This is a genomic window from Azonexus hydrophilus (assembly GCF_001956855.1).
GTDB classification, from domain to species: Bacteria; Pseudomonadota; Gammaproteobacteria; order Burkholderiales; family Rhodocyclaceae; genus Azonexus; species Azonexus hydrophilus_A.
This window is the reverse complement of sequence record NZ_MTHD01000004.1, coordinates 159462-180561: the sequence shown is the minus strand read 5'-3', so window position 1 is coordinate 180561 and position 21100 is coordinate 159462. Positions and strand designations below refer to the sequence as shown.

Genomic DNA, 21100 nt, shown 5'->3' with positions numbered 1-21100 from the left:
GCGGAGGCGACAAGCATGGGACAGATTGTCCAGAGCCCGGGCGGGTCCCGGGCGCCGGCGACGGTTGCTGCGGTCGACAGCACGCCACAGCAGTATTTGACCTTCACGCTGGGCGGCGAGATGTTTGCCGTCGCCATTCTCAACGTCAAGGAAATCATCGAGTTCGGCACGGTGACCGAGATTCCGATGATGCCGGGCTTCATTCGCGGCGTCATCAACCTGCGCGGTGCAGTGGTGCCGGTCATCGATCTCTCGTGCCGCTTCGGCGGCAAGTCGACCGAGGTGGCGCGGCGGACCTGCATCGTCATCGTCGAGCTTGAGCAGGGCGACCAGAAACACGACATCGGTGTCATGGTCGATGCGGTTTCGGAAGTGCTGGAAATCGCCCGCAGCGAGATCGAGCCGCCGCCCTCCTTCGGGGCCAAGATCCGGACGGATTTCATTTCCGGCATGGGCAAGGTCAATGGCAAATTCGTGATCATCCTCGATGTCGCCCGCGTGCTTTCGGTCGAGGAGATCGCAATGCTGACCCAGGCATCCGACAGCGCCAACGTGGAAGCCGCCTGATGTCATCGCGAGCGTGACGAGGGGGCCGGTACTTCCGGTGCGGATTCGATGACCGATTACGCAACCCTGTCGACGCGCGATATCGAACGCCTGTCGCGCAACATCAAGCCCGGCGAATGGGCCGTCGAGGGCGAGCGGCCGATCTCGACGCTGCTCGGTTCCTGCGTCGCCGTCTGCCTGTACGATGCCGCCCTGCGTCTGGCCGGCATGAATCACTTCATGCTGCCGCAGATGAAGAAGGGCACCCACGCCGACGAAGACGTGCTGCTGGCCGGCGATGCCTGCATGGAGGCCTTGCTCAACGCGATGTTGCAGCGCGGGGCGGCAAAGCACCGGATGCGGGCCAAGGCTTTTGGCGGTGGCGCCGTCATCGACGCGACGGCGCCGGGCATGCTGGCCGTCGGCAAGCGCAATGCCGATTTTGCCCACGAGTGGCTGGAGCGCGAAGGCATCCCCATCGTTGCGTCGGATTTTCTCGGGCCGTGGTCACGCAAGATACTGCTGGTCCCGGCAACCGGCGACGCGTATTGCAAGCGGGTCACTTCCGGGCTGATCAGTCAGGAGTCGCTGCGCCGCGAGGAACTGGCTTATGCCGAATCGCTGCTCAACAAACCGGCCACGGTGGCCAACAAGAAGATCGAACTGTTCTGATGAGCGAATCCGCGATTAGCGACCAGGAATTTGCGCTGTTCCAGCGGCTGATCTACAAGATCGCCGGGATCAACCTTTCCGATGCCAAGAAGGTGCTGCTGGTCGGCCGTCTGCAGAAGCGTCTGCGCTTCCACGGACTCGACAGCTACGCCCGCTACTACCGCCTGCTGGCCAGTGGCGAGCACCCGGAAGAACTGCAGATCATGGTCGACCTGCTGACCACCAACGAAACCTATTTCTTCCGCGAGCCGAAGCACTTTGAGTTCCTGCGCGATGAAGTCCTGCCGGCACGTCGGGGCGGCGCGCCCTTCCGGGTCTGGAGTGCCGCCAGTTCGACCGGCGAGGAGGCCTACACGCTGGCCATGCTGCTGTCCGAGTGCCTGCCCGGTTCACCGTGGGAAATCGTCGGGTCCGACATCAGTACCCAGGTGCTGGAGAAAGCCCGGCGCGGCCACTATCCGATCGAGCGCAACGAAGGGATTCCCCAGAAACTGCTGGTCAAGTATTGCCGCAAGGGCGTCCGCAGCCAGGCCGGAACCTTCCTGATCAACAGCGAACTGCGGGAGCGCGTCAGTTTTCATCACATCAACCTGACCTTGCCGATCGAGGCCGATATCGGTAAATTCGACGTCATCTTCCTGCGCAATGTCATGATCTATTTCGACATCGACACCAAGCGCAAGGTCGTCGAGCATCTGCTGCCACGATTGCACCCGGGCGGCCATTTCATCATCGGCCACTCGGAAACCCTGAACGGCATCTCGGCCGGCTTGCGCCAGATCCGCCCGACCATTTACCAAAAAGACTGAGCACGATGGCAGACAAAATCAAGGTGATGATTGTCGATGACTCGGCGCTGGTGCGCCAGGTCGTTTCGCAGGTTCTCGCGAAGGAACCGGGGATCGAGGTCATTGCCACGGCATCGGACCCGGTCTTTGCCGTCGACAAGTTGCGGGCCTGCTGGCCGGACGTGCTCATCGTCGATATCGAAATGCCGCGGATGGATGGCATCTCCTTCCTGCGCAAGATCATGACCGAGCGGCCGACACCGGTGATCATCTGCTCGTCGCTGGCCGAAAGCGGCGCGCAGGCGACTTTCGACGCGATGGCGGCGGGTGCGGTGACGATCATCACCAAACCCAAGGCCGGCCTGAAGTCCTTCCTCGAAGATGCTTCCAACGACATCGTCCAGGCCGTGCGTGCGGCGGCGCGGGCCAATCTGCGCGCCCTGCCGCGTCCCGGTTCGAATGCTGCGGTCAACGCCCTGAACCGGCCAAAATTGACCGCCGATGCGGTCATTGCCCCCGGCATGCCGACCGCCATGGCCAGGACCACTGAACAACTGATCGCCATCGGCACCTCGACCGGCGGCACGCAGGCGCTGGAAGCCGTGCTGACGCGCCTGCCGGCGACCTGCCTGGGCATCGTCATCGTCCAGCACATGCCGGAGAAGTTCACGGCGATGTTTGCCGAGCGCCTGAACGGCCTGTGCGACATCGAGGTCCGCGAAGCCCGCAACGGCGACCGGGTGATGCCGGGCCGGGCGCTGATCGCACCCGGCGGGCGGCACATGATGCTCAAGCGCAGCGGCGCGCAATATCAGGTCGAGGTGGTGGATGGTCCGCTGGTCAACCGGCACAAGCCCTCGGTCGATGTGCTGTTCCGTTCTGTTGCCAAGTTTGCCGGCAGCAACGCGCTCGGCATCATCATGACCGGCATGGGTGACGACGGTGCGCGCGGCTTGAAAGAAATGCACGATGCCGGCGCCCGGACGGTGGCCCAGGACGAAGCCAGTTGCGTCGTTTTCGGCATGCCCAAGGAAGCCATCAAGCTCGGCGCTGCCGATCAGGTCATGCCGCTGGACAAGATTCCCGAAGCAATGATGTCCTACACGCGCTCGGCGCTGTAGCGCTTAGCTCTCGTAGGCCGACAGCGTCACCCCGGCATGCGCCAGGAAGTCGCGCACCGCCTTGATCTCCTGTCGGCCACAGGTGCTGCTGTTGTGCGGGTGATGCAGGACGGTCTCGATGCCGTTGAGGATGACCTTGAAGCGGGCGCCGTGGGCCGGCTGGACGTCGGCACCGAGGTGGTTGAGCAGGGATTCGACTTCGCGCCAGTGAATGTTGGCCGGCGCCGGGTCCTGGAAGATGCTGCGCATCAGGTGGGCATGCTTGTGGCTCATGGCTTTCTCCTGCGGTCAGGATGCAGCCATTCTATGCCTTTTGCGGTCGACGGTCAGGAAACGATGATTTTCAGCAGGGCCAGCAGCAGCAGCGTGTAGCCGGCGGCGATCAGGTCGTCGGCCATGACGCCGAAGCCGTTCTTGACGTGTTCGTCGAAATAACGCGCCGGTTGCGGTTTGGTGATGTCGAAGAAGCGGAACAGCACGAAGGCGGTCAATTGCCACAGCCAGCCGGCCGGCGTCAGCAGCAGTACCAGCCAGAAGGGGACGATCTCGTCCCAGACGATGCTGCCGTGGTCGGGGTCGCCGATGGCCCGGCCGGTGATGTCGATGAACCAGATGCCGGCGAGATAGGCAGCAGCGAACAGGAACAATAACTGACCGTCGTTGAAATACGGGCGGAACAGCACGAAGCTGAGCCAGGCGAACAGCGTGCCGAAGGTGCCGGGGGCGAAAGGCGCCAGACCGCTGCCGCACCCGCAGGCGAAGAAGTGCGCCGGGTGGGCGAGGAGGAAGCGCAGGCTAGGCGGTTTGCTGGCCAAAGTGATCGTATCCTTGCCGGTCGAAGCTGACGGGTTGGTCGTCGGGGTCGAATACCGTGACCTTGCTGCCGTCGTTCTCGCGCATCTCGCCGATGCACCACAGCGGCAGTTCGAGCAGGGCAGCGATCCGGCCGAGTTGCGTGTGTTGTGCCGCCGAGGCGGTGAACACCAGTTCGTAGTCGTCGCCGCCGGCCAGCTGGCATTCGAGCGCGATGCGCCGGAGTGCGCCATCGTGCTGGTCGCCGCTGCCGGTCAGGTCGCGCAGTTGCGGCAACTGCACCAGGCGCAGCGCTGCGCTGCAGCCGGAGCGTTCGCAGATGTGTCCGAGGTCGGCGAGCAGGCCGTCGGAAACATCGATGGCGGCGCTGGCGATGCCGATCAGTGCCTGGCCAAGAGCGACGCGCGGGCGTGGTTTTTCCAGCGCGCCGACGCACAGTCGCGGCCAGGGTTCGGGCAGCTTGACCTGGCCTTGCAGATGGGCCAGCCCGAGGGCAGCCAGCCCGGGGCGGCCGGACACCCAGATTTCATCGCCCGGCCGGGCGCCGTCGCGGCGCAAGGCCTGCCCGGGTTCGACTTCGCCGATGGCGGTGATGCAGACGTTCAGCGGACCGCGCGTGGTGTCGCCGCCGATGACGTCAACACCGAACTCGGCGGCACAGGCGAAGAAGCCGTCGGCGAATTTTGCGATCCAGGCTTCGTCGACCGCAGGCAGCGCCCCGGCCAGCGTCACCCAGCGCGGGCTGGCGCCCATTGCCGCGAGATCGGAGAGATTGACCGCCAGTGCCTTCCAGCCCAGGCGTCCGGGGTCGGTGTCGGGCAGGAAGTGCACGCCGGCGACCAGCATGTCGGTGGTCACCGCCAGTTGCTTGCCCGGCGCTGGCTGGATCAGCGCGCAATCGTCGCCGGGACCGAGCACGGCGGATGGTGTCGGCCGGGCGAAATACTTCGCGATCAGGCCGAACTCGCCGGGCATGCGCTCAGCGTCCCTTGCGCCGGGCGGCGACTTCGGGCGCACGGACAACGGCGGCGATCTTGTCGAGCACGCCGTTGACGTACTTGTGGCCGTCGGTGCCGCCGAAGGCCTTGGTCAGCTCGATGGCTTCGTTGATGATCACGCGGTACGGGGTTTCCGGATGGTTGACCATCTCGAAGGTGCCCATCATCAGCACGCTGGCCTCGACCGGCGACAGTTCGCCGAAGGGGCGGTCGATGTGCGTGCCGATCTGCTCGATCAGGCTGGCCTGCTGGCCGATGACGCCGCGCAGCGTGCCGACGAAGAATTCGCGGTCGGCCTTGGCGAAGCCTTCCATTTCCGGTGCATAGGCTTCGATCGACGCTTCATCGGCACCGCCGACACGCCACTGGTACAGGCCCTGGACGACGAATTCGCGGGCACGGCGACGCGCCGACTTGGGCGGGGCCTTCGGGGTTTGTTCTTGATCGCTCATTGGGCGAGTGCTTTCTGGAGGTTGGCCATTTCGACAGCGGCCTGAGCGCAGTCGGCGCCCTTCGGCTGCATGCGGACTTCGGCTTGTTCGTCGGTATCGCAGGTCAGGATGCCGTTGGCGATGGGAACGCCGGTATGCAGTTGCAGTTCCATGATGGCACGGCAGGCATCGTTGGAGACGACCTCGAAGTGGTAGGTATCGCCGCGAATGACGGCGCCCAGTGCTACCAGTGCGTCAAAGCGGCCGCTCTGGGCCATGCTCTGCAGGATCAGCGGGATCTCCAGTGCGCCGGGGCAGGTGGCGATGGCCATGTCCTCGTCGGCCACGCCAAGGCGCTTCAGTTCTGCGATGCAGGACGAAAGCAGGCCTTCGCACACCGGCAGGTTGAAGCGGCTCATGACGACGCCGATGGCGAGGCCGTTGCCGTCGAGGTTGTTGTCGAATTCGTAAACGTTGTCAAAACGGGACATGAATCAAAGCTCCGCGGGAGAAGTGACGAAACCGGTGACTTCAAGGCCGAAGCCGGTCATGGAGGGCATCTTGCGCGGGCTGGAGAGCAGGCGCATGCGCGAAACGCCGACGTCGCGCAGGATCTGCGCGCCGATGCCGTAGGTGCGCGGGTCCCATTTCTGCTGGACACGCGGTGCATCGCTCTGGCCGGTCAGTCGGCCGAGCAGGGCGGCACCGTCTTCCGGGCGGTGCATCAGCACGATGACCCCGTGACCATTTGCCGCCAGCGCCGCCTGCGCCTGGTCGATGGAGAAGGATTGCTGCTTGCTGCCGGGGTCGAGGAAGTCGAGCACCGACAAGGGTTCATGCACCCGCACCAGCGTTTCTTCGCCGGCCGGGATCTCGCCCTTGACCAGCGCCAGATGGGTCGCACCGCTGGCGCGGTCGACATAGGCGTGCAGGCAGAAATCGCCGTGAGCGGTGGCGATGGTCTTGCTGGTGACGCGCTCGACCAGCTTTTCCGAGGCCGCGCGGAAATGGATCAGGTCGGCGATGGTGCCGATCTTCAGGCCGTGCTGTTTGGAGAATTCGATCAGTTCCGGCAGGCGCGCCATCGTGCCGTCGTCGTTCATGATCTCGCAGATCACCGACGCCGGTTCCAGACCAGCCATGCCGGCGAGGTCGCAGCCGGCTTCGGTATGGCCGGCACGGACCAGCACGCCGCCTTCGCGGGCGGTGATTGGGAAGACGTGGCCGGGTTGCACGATGTCGTCGGCGAGCGCATTGCGGGCCACCGCAGTGCGGATGGTGTGGGCGCGGTCAGCGGCGGATATGCCGGTAGTCACCCCTTCGGCGGCTTCGATCGAGACCGTGAATGCGGTGCCGAACTGGGTGCCGTTGCTGCGGGCCATCTGGCTCAGGCCGAGCTTCTTGCAGCGGGCATCGGTCAGCGTCAGGCAGATCAGGCCGCGGCCATACCTGGCCATGAAATTGATCGCTTCCGGCGTGACGTGTTCGGCAGCCATGACGAGATCGCCTTCGTTCTCGCGGTCTTCCTCGTCGACCAGCACGACCATGCGGCCGGCCTTGAGTTCGGCGACGATTTCTTCGGTGGAGGCAATGGCGGGATGCGGGGGCATGGGATTCCGGGGTGACGAAAAAGGGCTGCTATTTTCGCAGAAACGCGGGCCGGCAGGGAGATTTTGCTAATCGCGGCAGGGACTTGCGCGGTCTTCAGCGATTCCCGGCCGCTTGATGGTCGGCGATGAATTCGATGATGCGCTCTGCCGGTAATGGCCGACTGTACAGGAAACCCTGCAGCACGTCGCAGCCGAGGCGGGACAGGAAATCGCGCTGGGCCCCGGTTTCCACGCCTTCAGCGACCAGTTCCAGGCCGAGATTGTGGCCGAGGGCGACGGTGGCCGAACAGATGGCGGCGTCGTTGGGGTCGGTCTCGATGTCCTTGACGAAGGAGCGGTCGAGTTTCAGGCGATGAATCGGCAGGTGCTTCAGATAGGCCAGCGACGAATAGCCGGTACCGAAATCGTCGATGGCCAGCACGATGCCCATGTCGGAAAACTGGTTGAGGATGGACAGCGTCAGATCGGGATTCTGCATCGCCGTACTTTCGGTGATTTCCAGTTCGAGATCCTGCGGCGTCAGGTCGTAGCAGTCGAGGACGCCGCGCACGAGTTGCGGCAGGTTCTCGTGGCGCAACTGCTGGGCCGAGATGTTGACGGCGACGCGCAGGCCGGCGATGCCGGCATCGCGGAAACGGCGGATGTTGCGGCAGGTTTCCCAGAAGATCCAGTCGCCCAGCGGCTGGATCAGCCCGCTTTCCTCGGCGATCTGGATGAAGCGTGTTGGCGGGATGTCGCCGAGAACCGGATCGGACCAGCGGGCCAGTGCCTCCAGGCCGACGATGGCACCTGTGGCGACGCTGATCTGCGGCTGGAAATGCAGCGAAAACGGCGAATGCCCGGGCGTGATCGAGGCCAGTGCCTGACGCAGTGCGTTTTCCATCTGCAGGCGTTCGCCGGCAGCTTCGTTCATCCGGCTGGCGTAGAACTGGTAGTTGTTCCGGCCGGCATCCTTGGCGTGGTACATCGCCACATCGGCGTTGCGCAGCAGGGTCTCCCGGTCGCGCCCGTCGCCCGGATAGATGCTGATGCCGATGCTCGGCGTGGCGTACAGGCTGTGCGGGCCGATCGAATGGCTTTGCTCGGCCAGGCTGCGTTGAACCTTGCCGGCCAGCGTCGCGACGGTCATCGCGCTGTCGATGTCGGGCAGCACTACGACGAACTCGTCGCCACCGATGCGGGCGACGATATCGCTGGCGCGAACGCATTCCTGCAGACGCCTGGCCACGCTCTGCAGCAATTCGTCGCCCACGTGATGTCCCAGCGTGTCGTTGACCGATTTGAAGTGATCGAGGTCGATCAGCATCAGGGCCACCTGTTTCTGGTCGCGTTCGCAACTGCGGATTGCCAGCTCAAGTTGCGATTCGAAAGCCAGGCGGTTGGGCAGCAGTGTCAGCGGGTCGTGGTACGCCAGGTGCAGCAGTTTCTGCGTGGCTTCGATCCGTTCTCCGATGTCGGTGAAAGTGGCCACGTAATTGCTGACTTCACCTGTGTCGTCGTGTACTGCCGAGACCGTCAGCCAGATCGGGTAGAGGTTGCCGTCCTTGCGGCGGTCCCAGATTTCTCCAGACCATACGCCTTCGTTGTTGATCGCCCGCCACATCGTCGCGTAAAAATCCGGCTCGTTGCGGCCGGAGGCGAACATCCGCGGGTTGCGGCCGACAACTTCATCGGCGGTATAGCCGGAAAGTGCGGAAAAAGCCGCGTTGACCGCAATAATGCAGTTGTCCCGGTCGGTGACCAGGATCGCTTCGCTGCATTGCAGGAAGATGCGATGCAGAACGGCGCCGCCCAGATTGCCGATCGGCGACGGGGTGGCAGTAGTGTCCGGCATCGCAGGGGGCGTCAGACGTTGAACAGGAAATTGAGCACGTCACCATCCTTGACCACGTATTCCTTGCCTTCGGCGCGCATCTTGCCGGCTTCCTTGGCACCGGCTTCACCCTTGTAGGTGATGTAATCGTCGAAAGCGATGGTCTGGGCGCGGATGAAACCGCGCTCGAAGTCGGTGTGGATGACGCCGGCTGCCTGCGGTGCGGTGTCGCCCTGATGGATGGTCCACGCACGAACTTCCTTGACGCCGGCAGTGAAGTAGGTGGCCAGGCCAAGCAGCTTGTAGCCGGCGTGGATCAGGCGGTCGAGGCCTGGTTCCTCGAGGCCGAGGTCGGCCAGGAACATCTGCTTTTCCTCGTCGTCGAGATCGGCGATCTCGGCTTCGATGGCGGCACAGACCGAGACGACCTCGGCCTTTTCGGTCGCGGCGTGGGCGCGCACGGCGTCAAGGTAAGGGTTGTTCTCGAAACCGTTTTCGGCCACGTTGGCGACGTAGAGCACCGGCTTGGCGGTGATCAGGCAGAACGGCTTGAGCAACACCAGTTCTTCCTTGGAGAAATCGAGGGCGCGGATGGCCTTGGCCTGATCAAGCTGGGCAAAGCACTTTTCCAGCACGGCGACCAGGATCTTCGCTTCCTTGTCGCCGGAGCTGGCCGGGCGACGGTAGCGGTTGAGCGCTTTTTCCACCGAGGCCATGTCGGCCAGCGCCAGTTCGGTATCGATGACTTCGATATCGCGCAGCGGATCGACGCCGCCGGAAACGTGGATCACGTTGTCGTCGGCGAAGCAGCGCACGACATGGACGATGGCGTCGGTTTCACGGATGTTGGCGAGGAACTGGTTGCCCAGGCCTTCGCCCTTGGAGGCGCCGGCAACCAGACCAGCGATGTCGACGAATTCAACGATGGCCGGCTGCATGCGCTGCGGCTTGACGATTTCAGCCAGCTGGGCCATCCGCTTGTCCGGCACTTCGACGATGCCGACATTCGGCTCGATGGTGCAGAACGGGTAGTTTTCCGCCGCGATGCCCGACTTGGTCAGGGCATTGAAGAGGGTGGATTTGCCGACATTGGGCAGGCCGACGATACCGCATTTGAGAGACATGGTTTTTTCCTTGGGTTTCGGGTCAGACGGCTTTGCCGTGCAATTGTTGCTGGGCGCCGGCAAAATCGCCAGCGGCAATGCGGGGCCAGGCCAGCAGGCAGCGGGCGATGGCGTGTTCGATGTCCGGCAATTCTTCCTTGCGCGGCGGGTGCAGCACGAAATCGACGACCTGCTGGGCCAGGTTCAGCGTGCGCGGATGGCCGATGCCCAGGCGCAGGCGCCAGAAGTCCGGCGTCCCGAGTTTGGCCTGGATATCTTTCAATCCATTGTGCCCGCCGTTACCGCCGCCCTGCTTGAGGCGGATGCCGCCGGGTGGCAGGTCGAGTTCGTCATGGATGACGAGAATTTCGGCCGGGGAAATCTTGTAGAAATTGGCCAGCGCAGCCACTGCCTGGCCGGACCGGTTCATGAAGGTGCCGGGTTGCAGCAGCCACAACTCGCCGGCGCGTCCGGCCTTGCCAAAAAATTTGGCCTGCGGGGCGAGCGCGATCCGGAGCTCGTCAGCGAGCCGGTCAACGAACCAGAAACCGGCGTTGTGCCGGGTATTTTCGTATTCCGGGCCGGGGTTGCCGAGGCCGACGATGAGGTGGGGTGGGTTCATGGCGATAAGTGCGAAAAGGCCGCCGGCGGCAAAATGCCAGCGGCGGCCAGTACGGCGGCGTGCCTGGAATTACTCGGCGGCAGCTTCGCCTTCAGCGGCGGAACCGCCCTTGCCGACAACGCCAACGACGACATCGTCAGCGCCGTGGGCGACCAGCTGGACACCCTTCGGCAGCTTGAGCTGGGACAGGTGAATGCTGTCGCCAACCTTCAGCGCGCTCAGGTCGACTTCGATGAATTCCGGCAGGTCGGCAGCCAGGCAATGGATGTCGACTTCGGTCATGACGTGGTTGACCAGGCCGCCACCCAGCTTGATGCCTGGGGCGACTTCTTCGTTGGTGAAGTGGAGCGGCACCTTGACGTGCAGTTCGTGGGTTGCGTCGACGCGCTGGAAGTCGATGTGCAGGACCAGCGGCTTGTAGGCGTGCATCTGGTAATCGCGCAGCAGCACGGATTCCTTCTTGCCGTCGATGTTCAGCGTGATGATCGAAGAATGGAAGGCTTCCTTCTTCAGCTTCAGCAGCAGGTCGTTGTGGTTGGTTTCGATGACCGTCGGGGCGGCATCGCCACCGTAGACGATACCCGGTACCGTGCCGGCGCGACGCAGGCGGCGGCTCGCACTCGATCCCTGCAGATTGCGCACATTGGCGATAAGTTCAAATTGCATGGTGCTACTCCAGATGGTTTCCCGGTCCGCGACCAGATCGGGAAGGTTGAAAAAACTTAATCGATGAACAGCGACGAAACGGAATCGTCGTTGCTGATCCGGCGAATGGTTTCGGCCATGATGTCGGCCACGGACAGCTGGCGGATGCGCGGGCAGGCAGCGGCATCGTCGCGCAGCGGAATGGTGTCGGTGACAACCAGGGCGTCGAGATCGGAATCGTTGAGGCGCTCGATTGCCGGGCCGGACAGCACCGGGTGCGTGCAGTAGGCGACGACCTTGCTGGCGCCGTTGGCTTTCAGTGCGGTGGCAGCCTTGCACAGCGTGCCGGCGGTGTCGACCATGTCATCCATGATGATGCAGGTGCGGCCGTCGACTTCGCCGATGATGTTCATGACTTCCGAGACGTTGGCTTTCGGCCGGCGCTTGTCGATGATGGCCAGGTCGCATTCGAGGCGCTTGGCCAGCGAGCGGGCACGGACGACGCCGCCGTGGTCGGGCGAGACGACCATCGGATTCTCGTAGTTCTGCTTCATGATGTCGTCGAGCAGGATCGGCAGGGCGTAGATGTTGTCGACCGGAATGTCGAAGAAGCCCTGAATCTGTTCGGCGTGCAGGTCCATGGTCAGCACGCGGTCGACGCCGGAGGCGGCGAGCATGTTGGCGACCAGCTTGGCGGCGATCGGCACGCGCGACGAACGCGAGCGGCGATCCTGGCGGGCGTAGCCGAAATACGGGATGGCGGCGGTGATGCGGCCGGCCGATGCGCGCTTCAGCGAATCGACCATGACCAGCAGTTCCATCAGGTTGTCGTTGGTCGGGGCGCAGGTAGACTGCAGCACGAAGATGTCGCGACCGCGGACGTGTTCCTGCAGTTCGACGCTGACTTCGCCGTCGGAGAAACGGCCGACATTGGCGCGGCCGAGGTCTACGTTGAGTTGTTTCGCGACGTCGGCTGCCAGTTTGGGGTTGGCGTTGCCGGTAAAGACCATCAGGCTGTTGTAGGCCATTTCCGCATTCCTCAGGGGTGTTCGCGCGCGCCGCGAATTTGCCCGATACAATGAAAATCGGGCAGGCCTAAGACCTGCCCGAAGGAAACTGGCTGAGGAGGAAGGATTCGAACCTTCGAATGCCGGAATCAAAATCCGGTGCCTTGACCAACTTGGCGACTCCCCAGCGGTCGTTGAACGGGTTCGCGTTCGAACGAGGCGCGAATAATACAGGAGCGCTTTTTTAAAATCCAGCCTTTTTAAACAATTTCTGCCAATGGGTGTTGCGTCAGCCCATCGGCAATCCAGCCGTTCATCCCGGTCGGGAGCCTTGCCAGTGCCGCAGCGGCGGCCTCCCGGGAGGGGAAACCGGCAAAGACGCAGGCGCCCGAGCCGGTCATCATCGCGCTCGGTGCCTGCTGTTTCAGCCAGGCCAGATGTCCGGCCACGGCGGGGAAGCGGGCGCAGGCGACGGCCTCCAGGTCGTTGTGGCCGATCCCCGGCTGCCAGTCGGCGGGGCGCATCGCCGGGGTGTTGCGGCAGAGTTCGGGGGCGCCGAAAATTGCCGCGGTCGGCACGTTGACCGCAGGATGCAGCACCAGATAACAGGCGGGCGGCAGTTCGATGTCGGTGAAGCTTTCGCCGACGCCTTCGGCGAAGGTGTTGCGGCCATGCACGAAGACCGGCACGTCGGCGCCCAACGTCAGGCCGATGCGTTCCAGCGTGGCCCGGTCGACGCCGGTCTGCCACAGATGATTGAGGGCGAGCAGCACGGTGGCAGCGTCCGACGAGCCGCCACCGAGGCCGCCACCCATCGGCAGTTGCTTGTCGAGATGAATGGTGGCGCCCTGCCGGCAGCCGGTGTGCTGTTGCAGCAGGCGGGCGGCGCGCACGGTCAGGTCATCGTCCGGGGCGACGCCGGGGATCGGTGTCGCCAGTTCGATGCGCTCGTCGCTGCGCGGGGTGAAACGCAGCGTGTCGCAACGGTCGATGAAGCGGAAAACGGTTTGCAGCAGGTGGTAGCCGTCGGCGCGGCGGCCGACGACGTGCAGGAAAAGGTTGAGCTTGGCCGGTGCCGGCCAGGCGCTGTGCCAATGCCAGTCGCTCATGGGGTGGTCTTCCAGGTTTCGATGCGCAGACGCAGTTCGATGTTGTCGCCAATCGCCGTCAGGCGGGTGGGCAGTGCGTCGGGCGCGTCGTCGGCGTAGAGGTAATCGATCTGCCAGCCGGCTTCGCGCAAGCGGCTCGGGCGCGACCAGGCGTCGTGCTCGACGGTGCCGGCGCCGTGCGGACGGCCGAGCAGCCAGGCCGGCAGGTGGCTGACCGGCAGTGGCTGACCGGTGACTTCGGCGAGCAGCTGGTCCGGTTCTGCGGCACTGTAGTTCTTGCCGTCGCCGGTGCGCAGGCTGGCGTGGCCCGGTGCGGATTCGATTTCGGCCAGGCCGATGCCCAGCGGATTGGCCAGCAGCATGCGGTCCATCCGGTTTTCGTGGGTCCAGCTCAGGCGCCCGCCCGAGTTTTCGATGCGGCCGTCCGGGTGGGTGATTTTCAGCGCAAAACGTGCGTCGACCGCAAAATTCCCGACGGCTGCGCGGGCCGCCAGCGGCGGCGCCGGGATTTGCGCGCAGCCGGCGAGCAGGCTTGCGGTCAGCAGCCAGACGGCGAGAATTCTCAAGGCAGGAATTTCTTGATGGCTGTCGTCAGAGCCTTGTTCTCCGGATTGCGCTGGCTGGCTTCCTGCCAGATGCGCCGGGCCTCGTCACGGCGATCGAGTTGCCAGAGGACTTCACCGAGGTGAGCGGCGATTTCCGGATCGGCCTTGATCCGGTAGGCGTTTTCCAGCGTTTGCAGCGCTTCGGCCAGCTTGCCCTGGCGGTACTGCAGCCAGCCCAGGCTGTCCATGATGAAGGCGTCGTCCGGGGCGAGAGCGACGGCGCGGGTCAGCAGCGTGGCCGCTTCGTCGAGGCGGATGTTGCGATCGGCAAACGAATAGCCGAGGGCGTTCAGTGCATGGGCGTGATCGGGGTGGCGCTTCAGCAGGCGCTGCAGGTGGGCCTCCATCGGTTCGTGCCGGCCCAGGCGTTCGGCGGTCAGGGCCGCGTCGTAGAGCAGTTCGGGGTCGTCCGGGCTGCCGGCCAGGGCCTTTTCGATGGCCGCGTAGGCGCCGGCCTCGTTGCCCGCTTCGCGCTGCAATTGGGCTTCCGCCAGTGCCAGCTGGGTCCGTTCGGCCGGTGTCGCACCGCGCGTGTCGCGCAGCAGCGCCAGGGCTTCCGCGGCCTTGTTCTGGCTGAGCAGGATGACGGCAACGCGTGCCCGCGCCGCAATGTAGCGCTCGCCGGCGGTGACCTGGCGGAAGTGGCTCAGTGCCTGATCCGTCTGGCCGGCTTCCTGGGCGATCTGGCCGAGGAAATAGTGGATGCTGCTCTTGTCCGGGAACGGAGTTTCCAGCAGGTGTTCGAGCTGGCGCCGGCCGGTTTCCTGGTCGCCGGCCTGCAGGGCGAGGATGGCGGCCGGATAGAGAACGCTCGGCTCATCCGGATAGTCCTTGACCAGGCGCTCGTACTGTTTGCGTGCCTCGACCAGCCGTTTTTCGGCGACCAGCATCTGGCCCAGTGCAAGACGGGCATCGCGGGCATCGGGGTTGCGGTCGACGAATTTCGCCAGGCTGTCGATGCCGCGCGTCGCATCCTGGCGGCCAAGCAGCTTGGCCTGGGCAATGGCGGCGGTTTCCCAGGTCGGCCGCAGTTTCAGCGCGGCGTTGGCTTCGCTGAGCGCACGTGCTTCGTCGCCGGCGGCGAGGGCTGCCTGGGCGAGCGCGAAATGGGCTTCGGGAATGTCATGGTAGGGCTTCAGCATCTCGTCGAGCATCTGCAGCACGGCCACCTTGTCGGTCATCCGGGCGAGCATGCGGTTGAGTTGCAGCAGGTTGTTCGGCAGGTTCTCCTTGTCCGTTGCCAGGAGTGCACCAAGGTGCGGCCCCAACTGGTCGAGCTGGCGCGACTGGACGAGCAGCGCCACCTGCGACTGGCGGGCGACGGCGGAGTCCGGCTCGACGCTCAGCCACAGCCGGACCAGACGCAGTGCCCGTTCGTTGTCGCCGGCAAAACCCGCGATCTCGACGGCGCGGGCGAGCACCTTCGGGTCGCGCGTGCGTTCGGCGAGGTCGGCCCAGGCTTCGATGCTGAGATCGACGGCGCCCTGGCGCAGCGCCAGTTCGCCGAGCAGGACCTGGAATACCGTACGACCGAGCAGGTCTTCGGCCGGTTTTTCGGCAGCCCAGGCGGGCAGGCCCAGGGCCAGGGTGAGGGCGACGACGAGTTGCTTCGGGGACATGATGGCTTTCCGGATGGCTTGCGTATTTGAACGCATAATAACGGACAAGTTTGCGATGTTATTTGGGAATGCGTGGAGGAACAAGCAATGCCGGAATTGCCCGAGGTCGAGGTCTGTCGATTGGGGATCGCCCCCGAACTGGAGGGCGAGATCATTCGTGCCGTGGTCATCCGCGTGCCGAAGCTGCGCCACGACATTCCGCCGGCCCTGCGCGAACTGCTGCCGGGCTGTCTGATCGTCGCCGTGCGCCGGCGCGGCAAATACCTGTTGATCGATTGCCGCCGTGACGCTGTCGAGGGGACGCTGATCATCCATCTCGGGATGTCCGGCAACCTGCGCTTCGTGCCGTCCGAACTGCCGCCGGAAAAGCACGATCATTTCGACCTGGTGTTGTCGCGCCAGATCCTGCGCTTCGCCGATCCGCGCCGGTTCGGTGTCGTCCTGTGGCAACCGGGGCCGCCGGCGGCGGCTGAAGCGCATCCGCTGATCGCCGTGCTCGGTGTCGAGCCGCTGTCGGCGGATTTCACGGTCGACAGCTTCTACGCGGCGATTTCCCGGCGCAGCGCACCGGTCAAACCGGTGCTGATGGACGGGCACATGGTCGTTGGCATCGGCAACATCTATGCGTCGGAAAGTCTGTTCCGTGCCGGGATTTCCCCGTTGCGCGCGGCCAACCGCATCAGCTACCTGCGTTACGAAGTGTTGTTCGGGGCCATTCGGGAAACGCTTTCAGACGCCATTGCCGCCGGTGGCAGCAGCATTCGCGACTATGTGCACAGCGATGGCGGGGCCGGTTGTTTCCAGATCCAGGCCGGCGTCTATGACCGCGCCGGCGAGCCCTGTCTGCGCTGTGGCGGTGTCGTTCGCCAGGTGCGTCAGGCCGGCCGCAGCACCTATTATTGTCCAGCCTGTCAGCATTGAAAGTCGGCGGCAAGCTGCTGTGTTTATGCTAAATTGAAGCTCCTGTTTGTCGCCGGGGTCGTTCACATGTCGCTCGCCAATCAATTTGCTGCCTACACCGCGTGGCGCACGCTGCTGTCCAACGATATCGCCGGGTTTCAGGCCTGGCTGGGCGAAAATGAATTGTCCGACGGACAGATCGACCTGCGCCTCAGCCAGTTGCAGGAGCGACTGCGCGAAGACCGCCTGAATGTCGCTTTCGTTGCCGAGTTCTCGCGCGGCAAGTCGGAACTGATCAACGCCATCTTCTTCGCCGATTACGGCAACCGCATGCTGCCCTCGTCGGCCGGTCGCACCACGATGTGTCCGACCGAACTGCTGTTCGATGCCGGCAAGCTGCCGGGGATCGAGCTGCTGCCGATCCAGACGCGCGCCTCGAATGCCGGGGTCAGCGAGTACAAACGTTTCCCCGAGGAATGGACGGTACTGCCGCTCGATATCGATTCGCCGGAGAGCATGCAGGACGCGCTGCGCCATGTCAGCGAAACCACCCGGGTGACGCCCGAGGAAGCCGGGCGCCTGGGCTTCGAGGTTGGCGCCGGTGAAATCGACCTGTATCGCATCGGTGACGATGGCCTGGTCGAAGTCCCGCGCTGGCGCCATGCACTGATCAATTTCCCGCATCCGCTGCTCAAGCAGGGGCTGGTCATCCTCGATACGCCGGGGCTCAACGCCATCGGTGCCGAGCCGGAACTGACGCTGTCGCAATTGCCCAATGCCCACGCCGTGCTGTTCATCCTGGCCGCCGATACCGGCGTTACCCAGTCCGACCTGACGATCTGGAAGGAACACATCTGTACCGGCGGTTCCACCCGGCGCGGGCGCATGGTCGTGCTCAACAAGATCGACGGCCAGTGGGACGAGTTGAAGACGGCGGCGGAAATCGAAGCCGAGATCAATCGCCAGGTTGAAAGTTGTGCCGCTATCCTCGATTTGCCGACGACGCAGGTTTTCCCGGTATCCGCCCAGAAGGGCCTGGTCGCCAAGATCGGCGGCGACGCCGACCTGCTCGCCCGCAGTCGCCTGCCGGCGCTGGAGGCGGCGCTGTCCGGCGAACTGATTCCGGCCAAGCGCGATATCGTCTGCGAAAGCACGGAGAGCGAATTCGGCGATGTTGTCCGGCGCGTGCGCGGCCTGCTGGATTCCCGTCTGTCCGGCCTGCAGGAGCAACTGACCGAATTGACCGAACTGCGCGGCAAGAACCGTGGTGTCGTCGAATACATGATGGGCAAGGTGCGTGCCGAAAAGGAAGAGTTCGAAGAGGGGCTGCAGCGCTACTACGCCGTGCGCAGCGTGTTCTCGACGCTGACCAACAACCTGTTCGCGCACCTTGGTCTCGACCGCCTGCGTCAGCTGACCGGGGAAACCCGCGAGGCGATGCTGGATGCCACCTTCTCGAAAACCCTGTCGGTTGCCATGCATGCCTTCTTCGTCCAGTCGCGGGCTGCGCTGAGCAATTCCGGTCGCGAAGTCGGCGAAATCCTGGCGATGATGGAAGCGGTGTACAAGAAATTTTCCGTCGAGCATGGCCTCAAGCTCGGCTCACCGACCAGCTTCTCGCTGCTGCGCTACGAGAAGGAACTGGATCGTCTGGAAGCCTGGTGCGACAGCCACCTGAACACCATGGTCTCGCTGCTGACCCACGACAAGAAGAACATCACGCAGAAGTTCTTCGAAGAGGTCGCGATCCAGGTGCGGCGTGCCTTCGAGCGCGCGAACAAGGATGCCGAAGTGTGGTTGCGGGCGATCATGGCGCCGATGGAAACCCAGGTACGCGAACACCAGATCCAGTTGAAGCGGCGCCTGGAGAGCATCAAGCGCATCCACCAGGCGACCGATACGCTGGAAGACCGCATTGCCGAACTGGAAAGCGTCGGCAAGGTTCTCGACCAGCAACTGGCGCGGCTGGACGCCATCGAACTGCAGGTTCGCGACCTGCTGTCACCCGCCCAGATGGAAGAATTGCGCGCCGCCTGATTGCTGCGGTCGACGTAAAAAAGCCCACGATTTTCATCGTGGGCTTTTTCATCGATACATTGCTCAGTGGCGGGCGTTGCCGGTCAGCTTTTCGTACTTGCCCCAGAGCTGGTCCTCGGATTCCTCGTGACCGGGATCCTTGGGAATGCAATCGACCGGGCAGACCTGCACGCATTGCGGTTCGTCATAGTGACCGACGCACTCCGTGCACTTTGCCGGATCGATCACGTAGATCTCCTCGCCCTGCGAAATGGCCTCATTCGGGCATTCCGGTTCGCACACGTCGCAATTGATGCACTCGTCGGTAATCATCAGAGCCATGGCTGTTGTTCCTCTCTCGTTTATGCAGTGGTTGTTGCCCGCAGGCGCTTTTCTACAGAAGGATGGACGAATTTTCCTACATCACCGCCCAGGCGCGCAATTTCCCTTACCATCGTTGCGGAAATGAACATGTATTGCTCGCCTGGCGTCAGGAACACCGTTTCGACCTCAGGGTAGAGGCTTCGGTTCATGCCGGCCATCTGAAATTCGTATTCGAAATCGGAAACCGCCCGCAGTCCGCGGACGATGACCTTGGCGCCCATCTCATGGACGAAGCTCATGAGCAGGGTGTTGAAGCCGACGATCTGCAGGTTGGGCAGGTCACCGACGACTTCGCGGGCCATGTCGACCCGGTCGGCCAGCGTGAAGCGCGGCTTCTTCGCCGGGCTTTCCGCAATCGCCAGGATCAGCGTGTCGAACAGGGTCGCGGCGCGGCGCACGAGATCTTCGTGGCCCCGGGTGATCGGGTCGAAAGTGCCCGGGTAGATCGCTACGCGGTGGTTCAGTTTGTTCAATCTGTCGGTCGCCGCAACAAGTGAAAATGGACTTCGCCCGCTTTGCCGTGACGCACCGTGTGCCACGCGCCAAGCGTTTCGATTTCGTGTTCCGCCTCGACGTAAAGCGCTCCATCTTCGTTCATCACACCGGCCAGCAAGGGTTCCAGGCGGGGAAGCCAGCCCTTGTGGTACGGTGGGTCGAGGAAGATCAGGTCGAATTTCGCTGGTGCGGAAGCCAAATATTGTAGCGCATCCCCGCGCCGTATCTCCACGGCGGCAGGTTTATGGAGCAATTCGTGGTTTTCATGCAACGCCGCCAGCACGCGCGGCGTTTTTTCCAGCATTACCACACGGGCGGCGCCGCGTGAGGCCGCTTCGAAACCAAGTGCGCCGCTGCCGGCGAACAGGTCGAGGCAATGCCAGCCGTCCAGTTCCTGGCCGAGCCAGTTGAACAGCGTCTCGCGCACCCGGTCCGGCGTCGGCCGCAGGCCCTCGCTGTCGGGAAAGCGCAGGACGCGGCGGCGGAATTCGCCGCCGACGATACGGACCGAGTTCAATCCGCCGCCACCGTCACGGTGACCAGGTTGGCCGGCTGGACGTGGCGGGAAAATGCCGCTTTCACGTCGTCGACCGTAACAGCCTCGATCCTGGCCTGGTAGTGGTCGAGGTAATCGAGCGGCAAGCCGTAGAAACCGATCACTGCAACATTGCCGAGCAGCTTGCTGTTGCTGTCCAGACGCAGCGGAAAACTGCCGGAAAGATTGGCCTTGGCAGCCGCCAGCTCTTCTTCGCTCGGTCCCTTGGCGACGAACTCGCCGAGCACCTCACGCACCACCTTGATCGCTTCCTGGGCCTGCTTGCGCTGCGTCTGCAGGCCGATCTGGAACGGGCCGGTCTGGCGCATCGGGGCGAAATAGCTGTAGACGCTGTAGGCGAAGCCGCGCTTGTCGCGGACTTCCTTGACCAGACGCGAGACGAAGCCGCCGCCGCCGAGCGTGTAGTTGCCGACGAGCAGCGGGAAGAAATCCGGATTGCCGCGTTCGATCGCCGGCAGGCCGAGGTAGATGTGCGCCTGGCTGGCCGGGTGGCCAATCGCGGTTACGGCCGAGCGGGCCGGGGCCGGCGCTGCCGGAAGCTCGGGCGGTTGGCCGGCGGGCAGCGCGCTGCTCAGACGCTCGGCAATCTGTTCGGCCTGCTTGCGGGTCAACTGGCCGACCAGCGAAATGCTGGCGTTGCCGGCGGTGTACAGCCGGGCGTGGAAGGCGGTGAGGTCGTCGCGGGTCAAGGTTGCAACGCTTTCCGGCGTCGCCTGCCGGCCATAGGGGTGGCCCGGGTACAGCGCTTCCCAGAAAGCCTTGCCGGCGATGCTGTCGGGACGGGTCATCGCTTCCTTGAGGCCGGTGATGGTGCGGGTCTTCTCGCGCTCGAGAATGGCCGCGTCGAACGCCGGCTGGTGCAGTACGTCGCGCAGGATGGCCAGCGCCGGCTCAAGCTTGTCCCTGGCCGTCAGCGTGCGCAGCGTGATGCTGGCGCGGTCGGTGTCGGCGCCGCCACCGAGGAGGGCGCCGATGTCGGCGAGTTGTTCGGAAATCACCGTTTCGTCGCGTTCGCCGGCGCCCAGGTCGAGGATGCCGCGGGTCAGCGCGGCCAGGCCGGCCTTGCCTTCCGGGTCGAACATCGAGCCGGCGGCGAAATCGATCTGGATGTCGAGCATCGGCAGGCTGGGGGCGGCGGCAAAATAGACGCGGGTACCGTTGCCGGTCGTCCAGTGCTCGATGGCAACGCCGGCCAGCACCGCCTGTGCGACGAGAAGGGTGAATGCTGCGGTCAACAGTCGTTTCAT

At 64.0% G+C, this 21100-nt stretch carries 24 protein-coding genes and 1 tRNA gene; 6 read left to right on the top strand and 19 right to left on the bottom strand.

All coding sequences use genetic code 11. The features are described 5' to 3' along the window. Positions 1-15 precede the first annotated feature (15 nt). Genes BJN45_RS12155 through BJN45_RS12140 form a run of 4 tightly spaced genes read left to right on the top strand, consistent with a single transcriptional unit; the run spans position 16 to position 3127 of the window. A complete protein-coding gene (locus BJN45_RS12155; protein WP_076095589.1) occupies positions 16-567 on the top strand; it encodes a chemotaxis protein CheW in 552 nt (183 codons plus the stop codon). Positions 568-615: 48 nt separating this feature from the next. After that, entirely contained in the window at positions 616-1218 is a 603-nt protein-coding gene (locus tag BJN45_RS12150) for a chemotaxis protein CheD (RefSeq protein WP_076095588.1), read from the top strand. Beyond that, positions 1218-2027 carry a CheR family methyltransferase gene (locus BJN45_RS12145; protein ID WP_076095586.1) on the top strand — a complete coding sequence of 270 codons (810 nt, stop codon included), beginning with the start codon at positions 1218-1220 and terminating at the stop codon, positions 2025-2027. The genes BJN45_RS12150 and BJN45_RS12145 overlap by 1 nt, the downstream gene beginning before the upstream one ends. A gap of 5 nt (positions 2028-2032) precedes the next feature. After that, on the top strand, positions 2033-3127 hold the full coding sequence (locus tag BJN45_RS12140) for a protein-glutamate methylesterase/protein-glutamine glutaminase (RefSeq protein WP_076095584.1): 1095 nt from the start codon (positions 2033-2035) through the stop codon (positions 3125-3127). Positions 3128-3130: 3 nt separating this feature from the next. Here the strand turns inward: BJN45_RS12140 and BJN45_RS12135 are convergent, their stop codons facing one another. The 15 genes from BJN45_RS12135 to BJN45_RS12065 form a co-directional block, all read right to left on the bottom strand. Then, positions 3131-3400, bottom strand: a complete 270-nt coding sequence (locus tag BJN45_RS12135; protein ID WP_076095583.1) for a type II toxin-antitoxin system HicA family toxin — start codon at positions 3398-3400, stop codon at positions 3131-3133. 53 nt (positions 3401-3453) lie between these two features. Further along, entirely contained in the window at positions 3454-3942 is a 489-nt protein-coding gene (locus tag BJN45_RS12130) for a phosphatidylglycerophosphatase A family protein (RefSeq protein ID WP_076095580.1), read from the bottom strand. Next, a complete protein-coding gene (gene thiL, locus BJN45_RS12125; protein ID WP_076095578.1) occupies positions 3923-4915 on the bottom strand; it encodes a thiamine-phosphate kinase in 993 nt (330 codons plus the stop codon). The genes BJN45_RS12130 and thiL overlap by 20 nt, the downstream gene beginning before the upstream one ends. Positions 4916-4919: 4 nt before the next feature. After that, positions 4920-5390 (bottom strand): transcription antitermination factor NusB, encoded by a 471-nt coding sequence (gene nusB / locus BJN45_RS12120; RefSeq protein ID WP_076095576.1) that lies wholly within the window; start codon positions 5388-5390, stop codon positions 4920-4922. Beyond that, positions 5387-5860: a 6,7-dimethyl-8-ribityllumazine synthase gene (gene ribH, locus BJN45_RS12115; protein ID WP_076095574.1), complete on the bottom strand. Its 474-nt coding sequence runs from the start codon at positions 5858-5860 to the stop codon at positions 5387-5389. Before ribH ends, nusB begins: the two co-directional genes overlap by 4 nt. A 3-nt stretch (positions 5861-5863) precedes the next feature. Beyond that, positions 5864-6979, bottom strand: coding sequence for a bifunctional 3,4-dihydroxy-2-butanone-4-phosphate synthase/GTP cyclohydrolase II (gene ribBA, locus BJN45_RS12110; RefSeq protein ID WP_076095573.1), 1116 nt, complete (start codon positions 6977-6979; stop codon positions 5864-5866). Positions 6980-7073: 94 nt separating this feature from the next. Continuing rightward, positions 7074-8813, bottom strand: a complete 1740-nt coding sequence (locus BJN45_RS12105) for a putative bifunctional diguanylate cyclase/phosphodiesterase (protein ID WP_076095571.1) — start codon at positions 8811-8813, stop codon at positions 7074-7076. Between the two features lie 11 nt (positions 8814-8824). Next, positions 8825-9916: a redox-regulated ATPase YchF gene (ychF, locus tag BJN45_RS12100; RefSeq protein WP_076095570.1), complete on the bottom strand. Its 1092-nt coding sequence runs from the start codon at positions 9914-9916 to the stop codon at positions 8825-8827. A gap of 22 nt (positions 9917-9938) precedes the next feature. Continuing rightward, complete coding sequence (pth, locus tag BJN45_RS12095) at positions 9939-10517, bottom strand: aminoacyl-tRNA hydrolase (RefSeq protein ID WP_076095568.1); 579 nt, start codon at positions 10515-10517, stop codon at positions 9939-9941. 69 nt (positions 10518-10586) lie between these two features. Further along, positions 10587-11183, bottom strand: a complete 597-nt coding sequence (locus tag BJN45_RS12090) for a 50S ribosomal protein L25/general stress protein Ctc (protein WP_076095566.1) — start codon at positions 11181-11183, stop codon at positions 10587-10589. A gap of 56 nt (positions 11184-11239) precedes the next feature. After that, the gene (locus BJN45_RS12085) at positions 11240-12190 is read right to left on the bottom strand and encodes a ribose-phosphate pyrophosphokinase (protein WP_076095564.1); all 951 of its coding nucleotides are present in this window, start codon (positions 12188-12190) and stop codon (positions 11240-11242) included. Between the two features lie 89 nt (positions 12191-12279). Continuing rightward, positions 12280-12356: transfer RNA gene (locus BJN45_RS12080), tRNA-Gln, on the bottom strand. A gap of 73 nt (positions 12357-12429) precedes the next feature. After that, positions 12430-13278, bottom strand: coding sequence for a 4-(cytidine 5'-diphospho)-2-C-methyl-D-erythritol kinase (gene ispE / locus BJN45_RS12075; protein ID WP_076095562.1), 849 nt, complete (start codon positions 13276-13278; stop codon positions 12430-12432). After that, a complete protein-coding gene (gene lolB, locus BJN45_RS12070; RefSeq protein WP_076095561.1) occupies positions 13275-13844 on the bottom strand; it encodes a lipoprotein insertase outer membrane protein LolB in 570 nt (189 codons plus the stop codon). The genes ispE and lolB overlap by 4 nt, the downstream gene beginning before the upstream one ends. After that, positions 13841-15502: a tetratricopeptide repeat protein gene (locus tag BJN45_RS12065; protein WP_076096107.1), complete on the bottom strand. Its 1662-nt coding sequence runs from the start codon at positions 15500-15502 to the stop codon at positions 13841-13843. Before BJN45_RS12065 ends, lolB begins: the two co-directional genes overlap by 4 nt. A gap of 87 nt (positions 15503-15589) precedes the next feature. Between BJN45_RS12065 and mutM the strand changes: the two genes are divergently transcribed. Continuing rightward, entirely contained in the window at positions 15590-16423 is an 834-nt protein-coding gene (gene mutM, locus BJN45_RS12060; RefSeq protein WP_076095559.1) for a bifunctional DNA-formamidopyrimidine glycosylase/DNA-(apurinic or apyrimidinic site) lyase, read from the top strand. A gap of 66 nt (positions 16424-16489) precedes the next feature. After that, entirely contained in the window at positions 16490-18439 is a 1950-nt protein-coding gene (locus BJN45_RS12055; RefSeq protein WP_076096105.1) for a dynamin family protein, read from the top strand. Between the two features lie 63 nt (positions 18440-18502). Here the strand turns inward: BJN45_RS12055 and BJN45_RS12050 are convergent, their stop codons facing one another. Genes BJN45_RS12050 through BJN45_RS12035 form a run of 4 tightly spaced genes read right to left on the bottom strand, consistent with a single transcriptional unit; the run spans position 18503 to position 21100 of the window. Beyond that, the gene (locus BJN45_RS12050; RefSeq protein ID WP_076095558.1) at positions 18503-18760 is read right to left on the bottom strand and encodes a YfhL family 4Fe-4S dicluster ferredoxin; all 258 of its coding nucleotides are present in this window, start codon (positions 18758-18760) and stop codon (positions 18503-18505) included. Between the two features lie 20 nt (positions 18761-18780). Next, positions 18781-19266, bottom strand: coding sequence for a pantetheine-phosphate adenylyltransferase (coaD, locus tag BJN45_RS12045; RefSeq protein WP_076096102.1), 486 nt, complete (start codon positions 19264-19266; stop codon positions 18781-18783). Between the two features lie 5 nt (positions 19267-19271). Continuing rightward, positions 19272-19814, bottom strand: coding sequence for a 16S rRNA (guanine(966)-N(2))-methyltransferase RsmD (gene rsmD, locus BJN45_RS12040; protein ID WP_076095556.1), 543 nt, complete (start codon positions 19812-19814; stop codon positions 19272-19274). Then, complete coding sequence (locus BJN45_RS12035) at positions 19811-21100, bottom strand: M16 family metallopeptidase (protein ID WP_088179077.1); 1290 nt, start codon at positions 21098-21100, stop codon at positions 19811-19813. The genes rsmD and BJN45_RS12035 overlap by 4 nt, the downstream gene beginning before the upstream one ends.

Excerpts from the sequence above, each read along its gene's own strand:
- BJN45_RS12155 (WP_076095589.1), top strand. The coding sequence starts at position 16 with ATGGGACAGATTGTCCAGAGCCCGGGCGGGTCCCGGGCGCCGGCGACG.
- BJN45_RS12150 (WP_076095588.1), top strand. The coding sequence starts at position 616 with ATGACCGATTACGCAACCCTGTCGACGCGCGATATCGAACGCCTGTCG.
- BJN45_RS12145 (WP_076095586.1), top strand. The coding sequence starts at position 1,218 with ATGAGCGAATCCGCGATTAGCGACCAGGAATTTGCGCTGTTCCAGCGG.
- BJN45_RS12140 (WP_076095584.1), top strand. The coding sequence starts at position 2,033 with ATGGCAGACAAAATCAAGGTGATGATTGTCGATGACTCGGCGCTGGTG.
- BJN45_RS12135 (WP_076095583.1), bottom strand. The coding sequence starts at position 3,400 with ATGAGCCACAAGCATGCCCACCTGATGCGCAGCATCTTCCAGGACCCG.
- thiL (WP_076095578.1), bottom strand. The coding sequence starts at position 4,915 with ATGCCCGGCGAGTTCGGCCTGATCGCGAAGTATTTCGCCCGGCCGACA.
- nusB (WP_076095576.1), bottom strand. The coding sequence starts at position 5,390 with ATGAGCGATCAAGAACAAACCCCGAAGGCCCCGCCCAAGTCGGCGCGT.
- ribH (WP_076095574.1), bottom strand. The coding sequence starts at position 5,860 with ATGTCCCGTTTTGACAACGTTTACGAATTCGACAACAACCTCGACGGC.
- ribBA (WP_076095573.1), bottom strand. The coding sequence starts at position 6,979 with ATGCCCCCGCATCCCGCCATTGCCTCCACCGAAGAAATCGTCGCCGAA.
- BJN45_RS12105 (WP_076095571.1), bottom strand. The coding sequence starts at position 8,813 with ATGCCGGACACTACTGCCACCCCGTCGCCGATCGGCAATCTGGGCGGC.
- ychF (WP_076095570.1), bottom strand. The coding sequence starts at position 9,916 with ATGTCTCTCAAATGCGGTATCGTCGGCCTGCCCAATGTCGGCAAATCC.
- pth (WP_076095568.1), bottom strand. The coding sequence starts at position 10,517 with ATGAACCCACCCCACCTCATCGTCGGCCTCGGCAACCCCGGCCCGGAA.
- BJN45_RS12090 (WP_076095566.1), bottom strand. The coding sequence starts at position 11,183 with ATGCAATTTGAACTTATCGCCAATGTGCGCAATCTGCAGGGATCGAGT.
- BJN45_RS12085 (WP_076095564.1), bottom strand. The coding sequence starts at position 12,190 with ATGGCCTACAACAGCCTGATGGTCTTTACCGGCAACGCCAACCCCAAA.
- ispE (WP_076095562.1), bottom strand. The coding sequence starts at position 13,278 with ATGAGCGACTGGCATTGGCACAGCGCCTGGCCGGCACCGGCCAAGCTC.
- BJN45_RS12065 (WP_076096107.1), bottom strand. The coding sequence starts at position 15,502 with ATGTCCCCGAAGCAACTCGTCGTCGCCCTCACCCTGGCCCTGGGCCTG.
- mutM (WP_076095559.1), top strand. The coding sequence starts at position 15,590 with ATGCCGGAATTGCCCGAGGTCGAGGTCTGTCGATTGGGGATCGCCCCC.
- BJN45_RS12055 (WP_076096105.1), top strand. The coding sequence starts at position 16,490 with ATGTCGCTCGCCAATCAATTTGCTGCCTACACCGCGTGGCGCACGCTG.
- BJN45_RS12050 (WP_076095558.1), bottom strand. The coding sequence starts at position 18,760 with ATGGCTCTGATGATTACCGACGAGTGCATCAATTGCGACGTGTGCGAA.
- BJN45_RS12035 (WP_088179077.1), bottom strand. The coding sequence starts at position 21,100 with ATGAAACGACTGTTGACCGCAGCATTCACCCTTCTCGTCGCACAGGCG.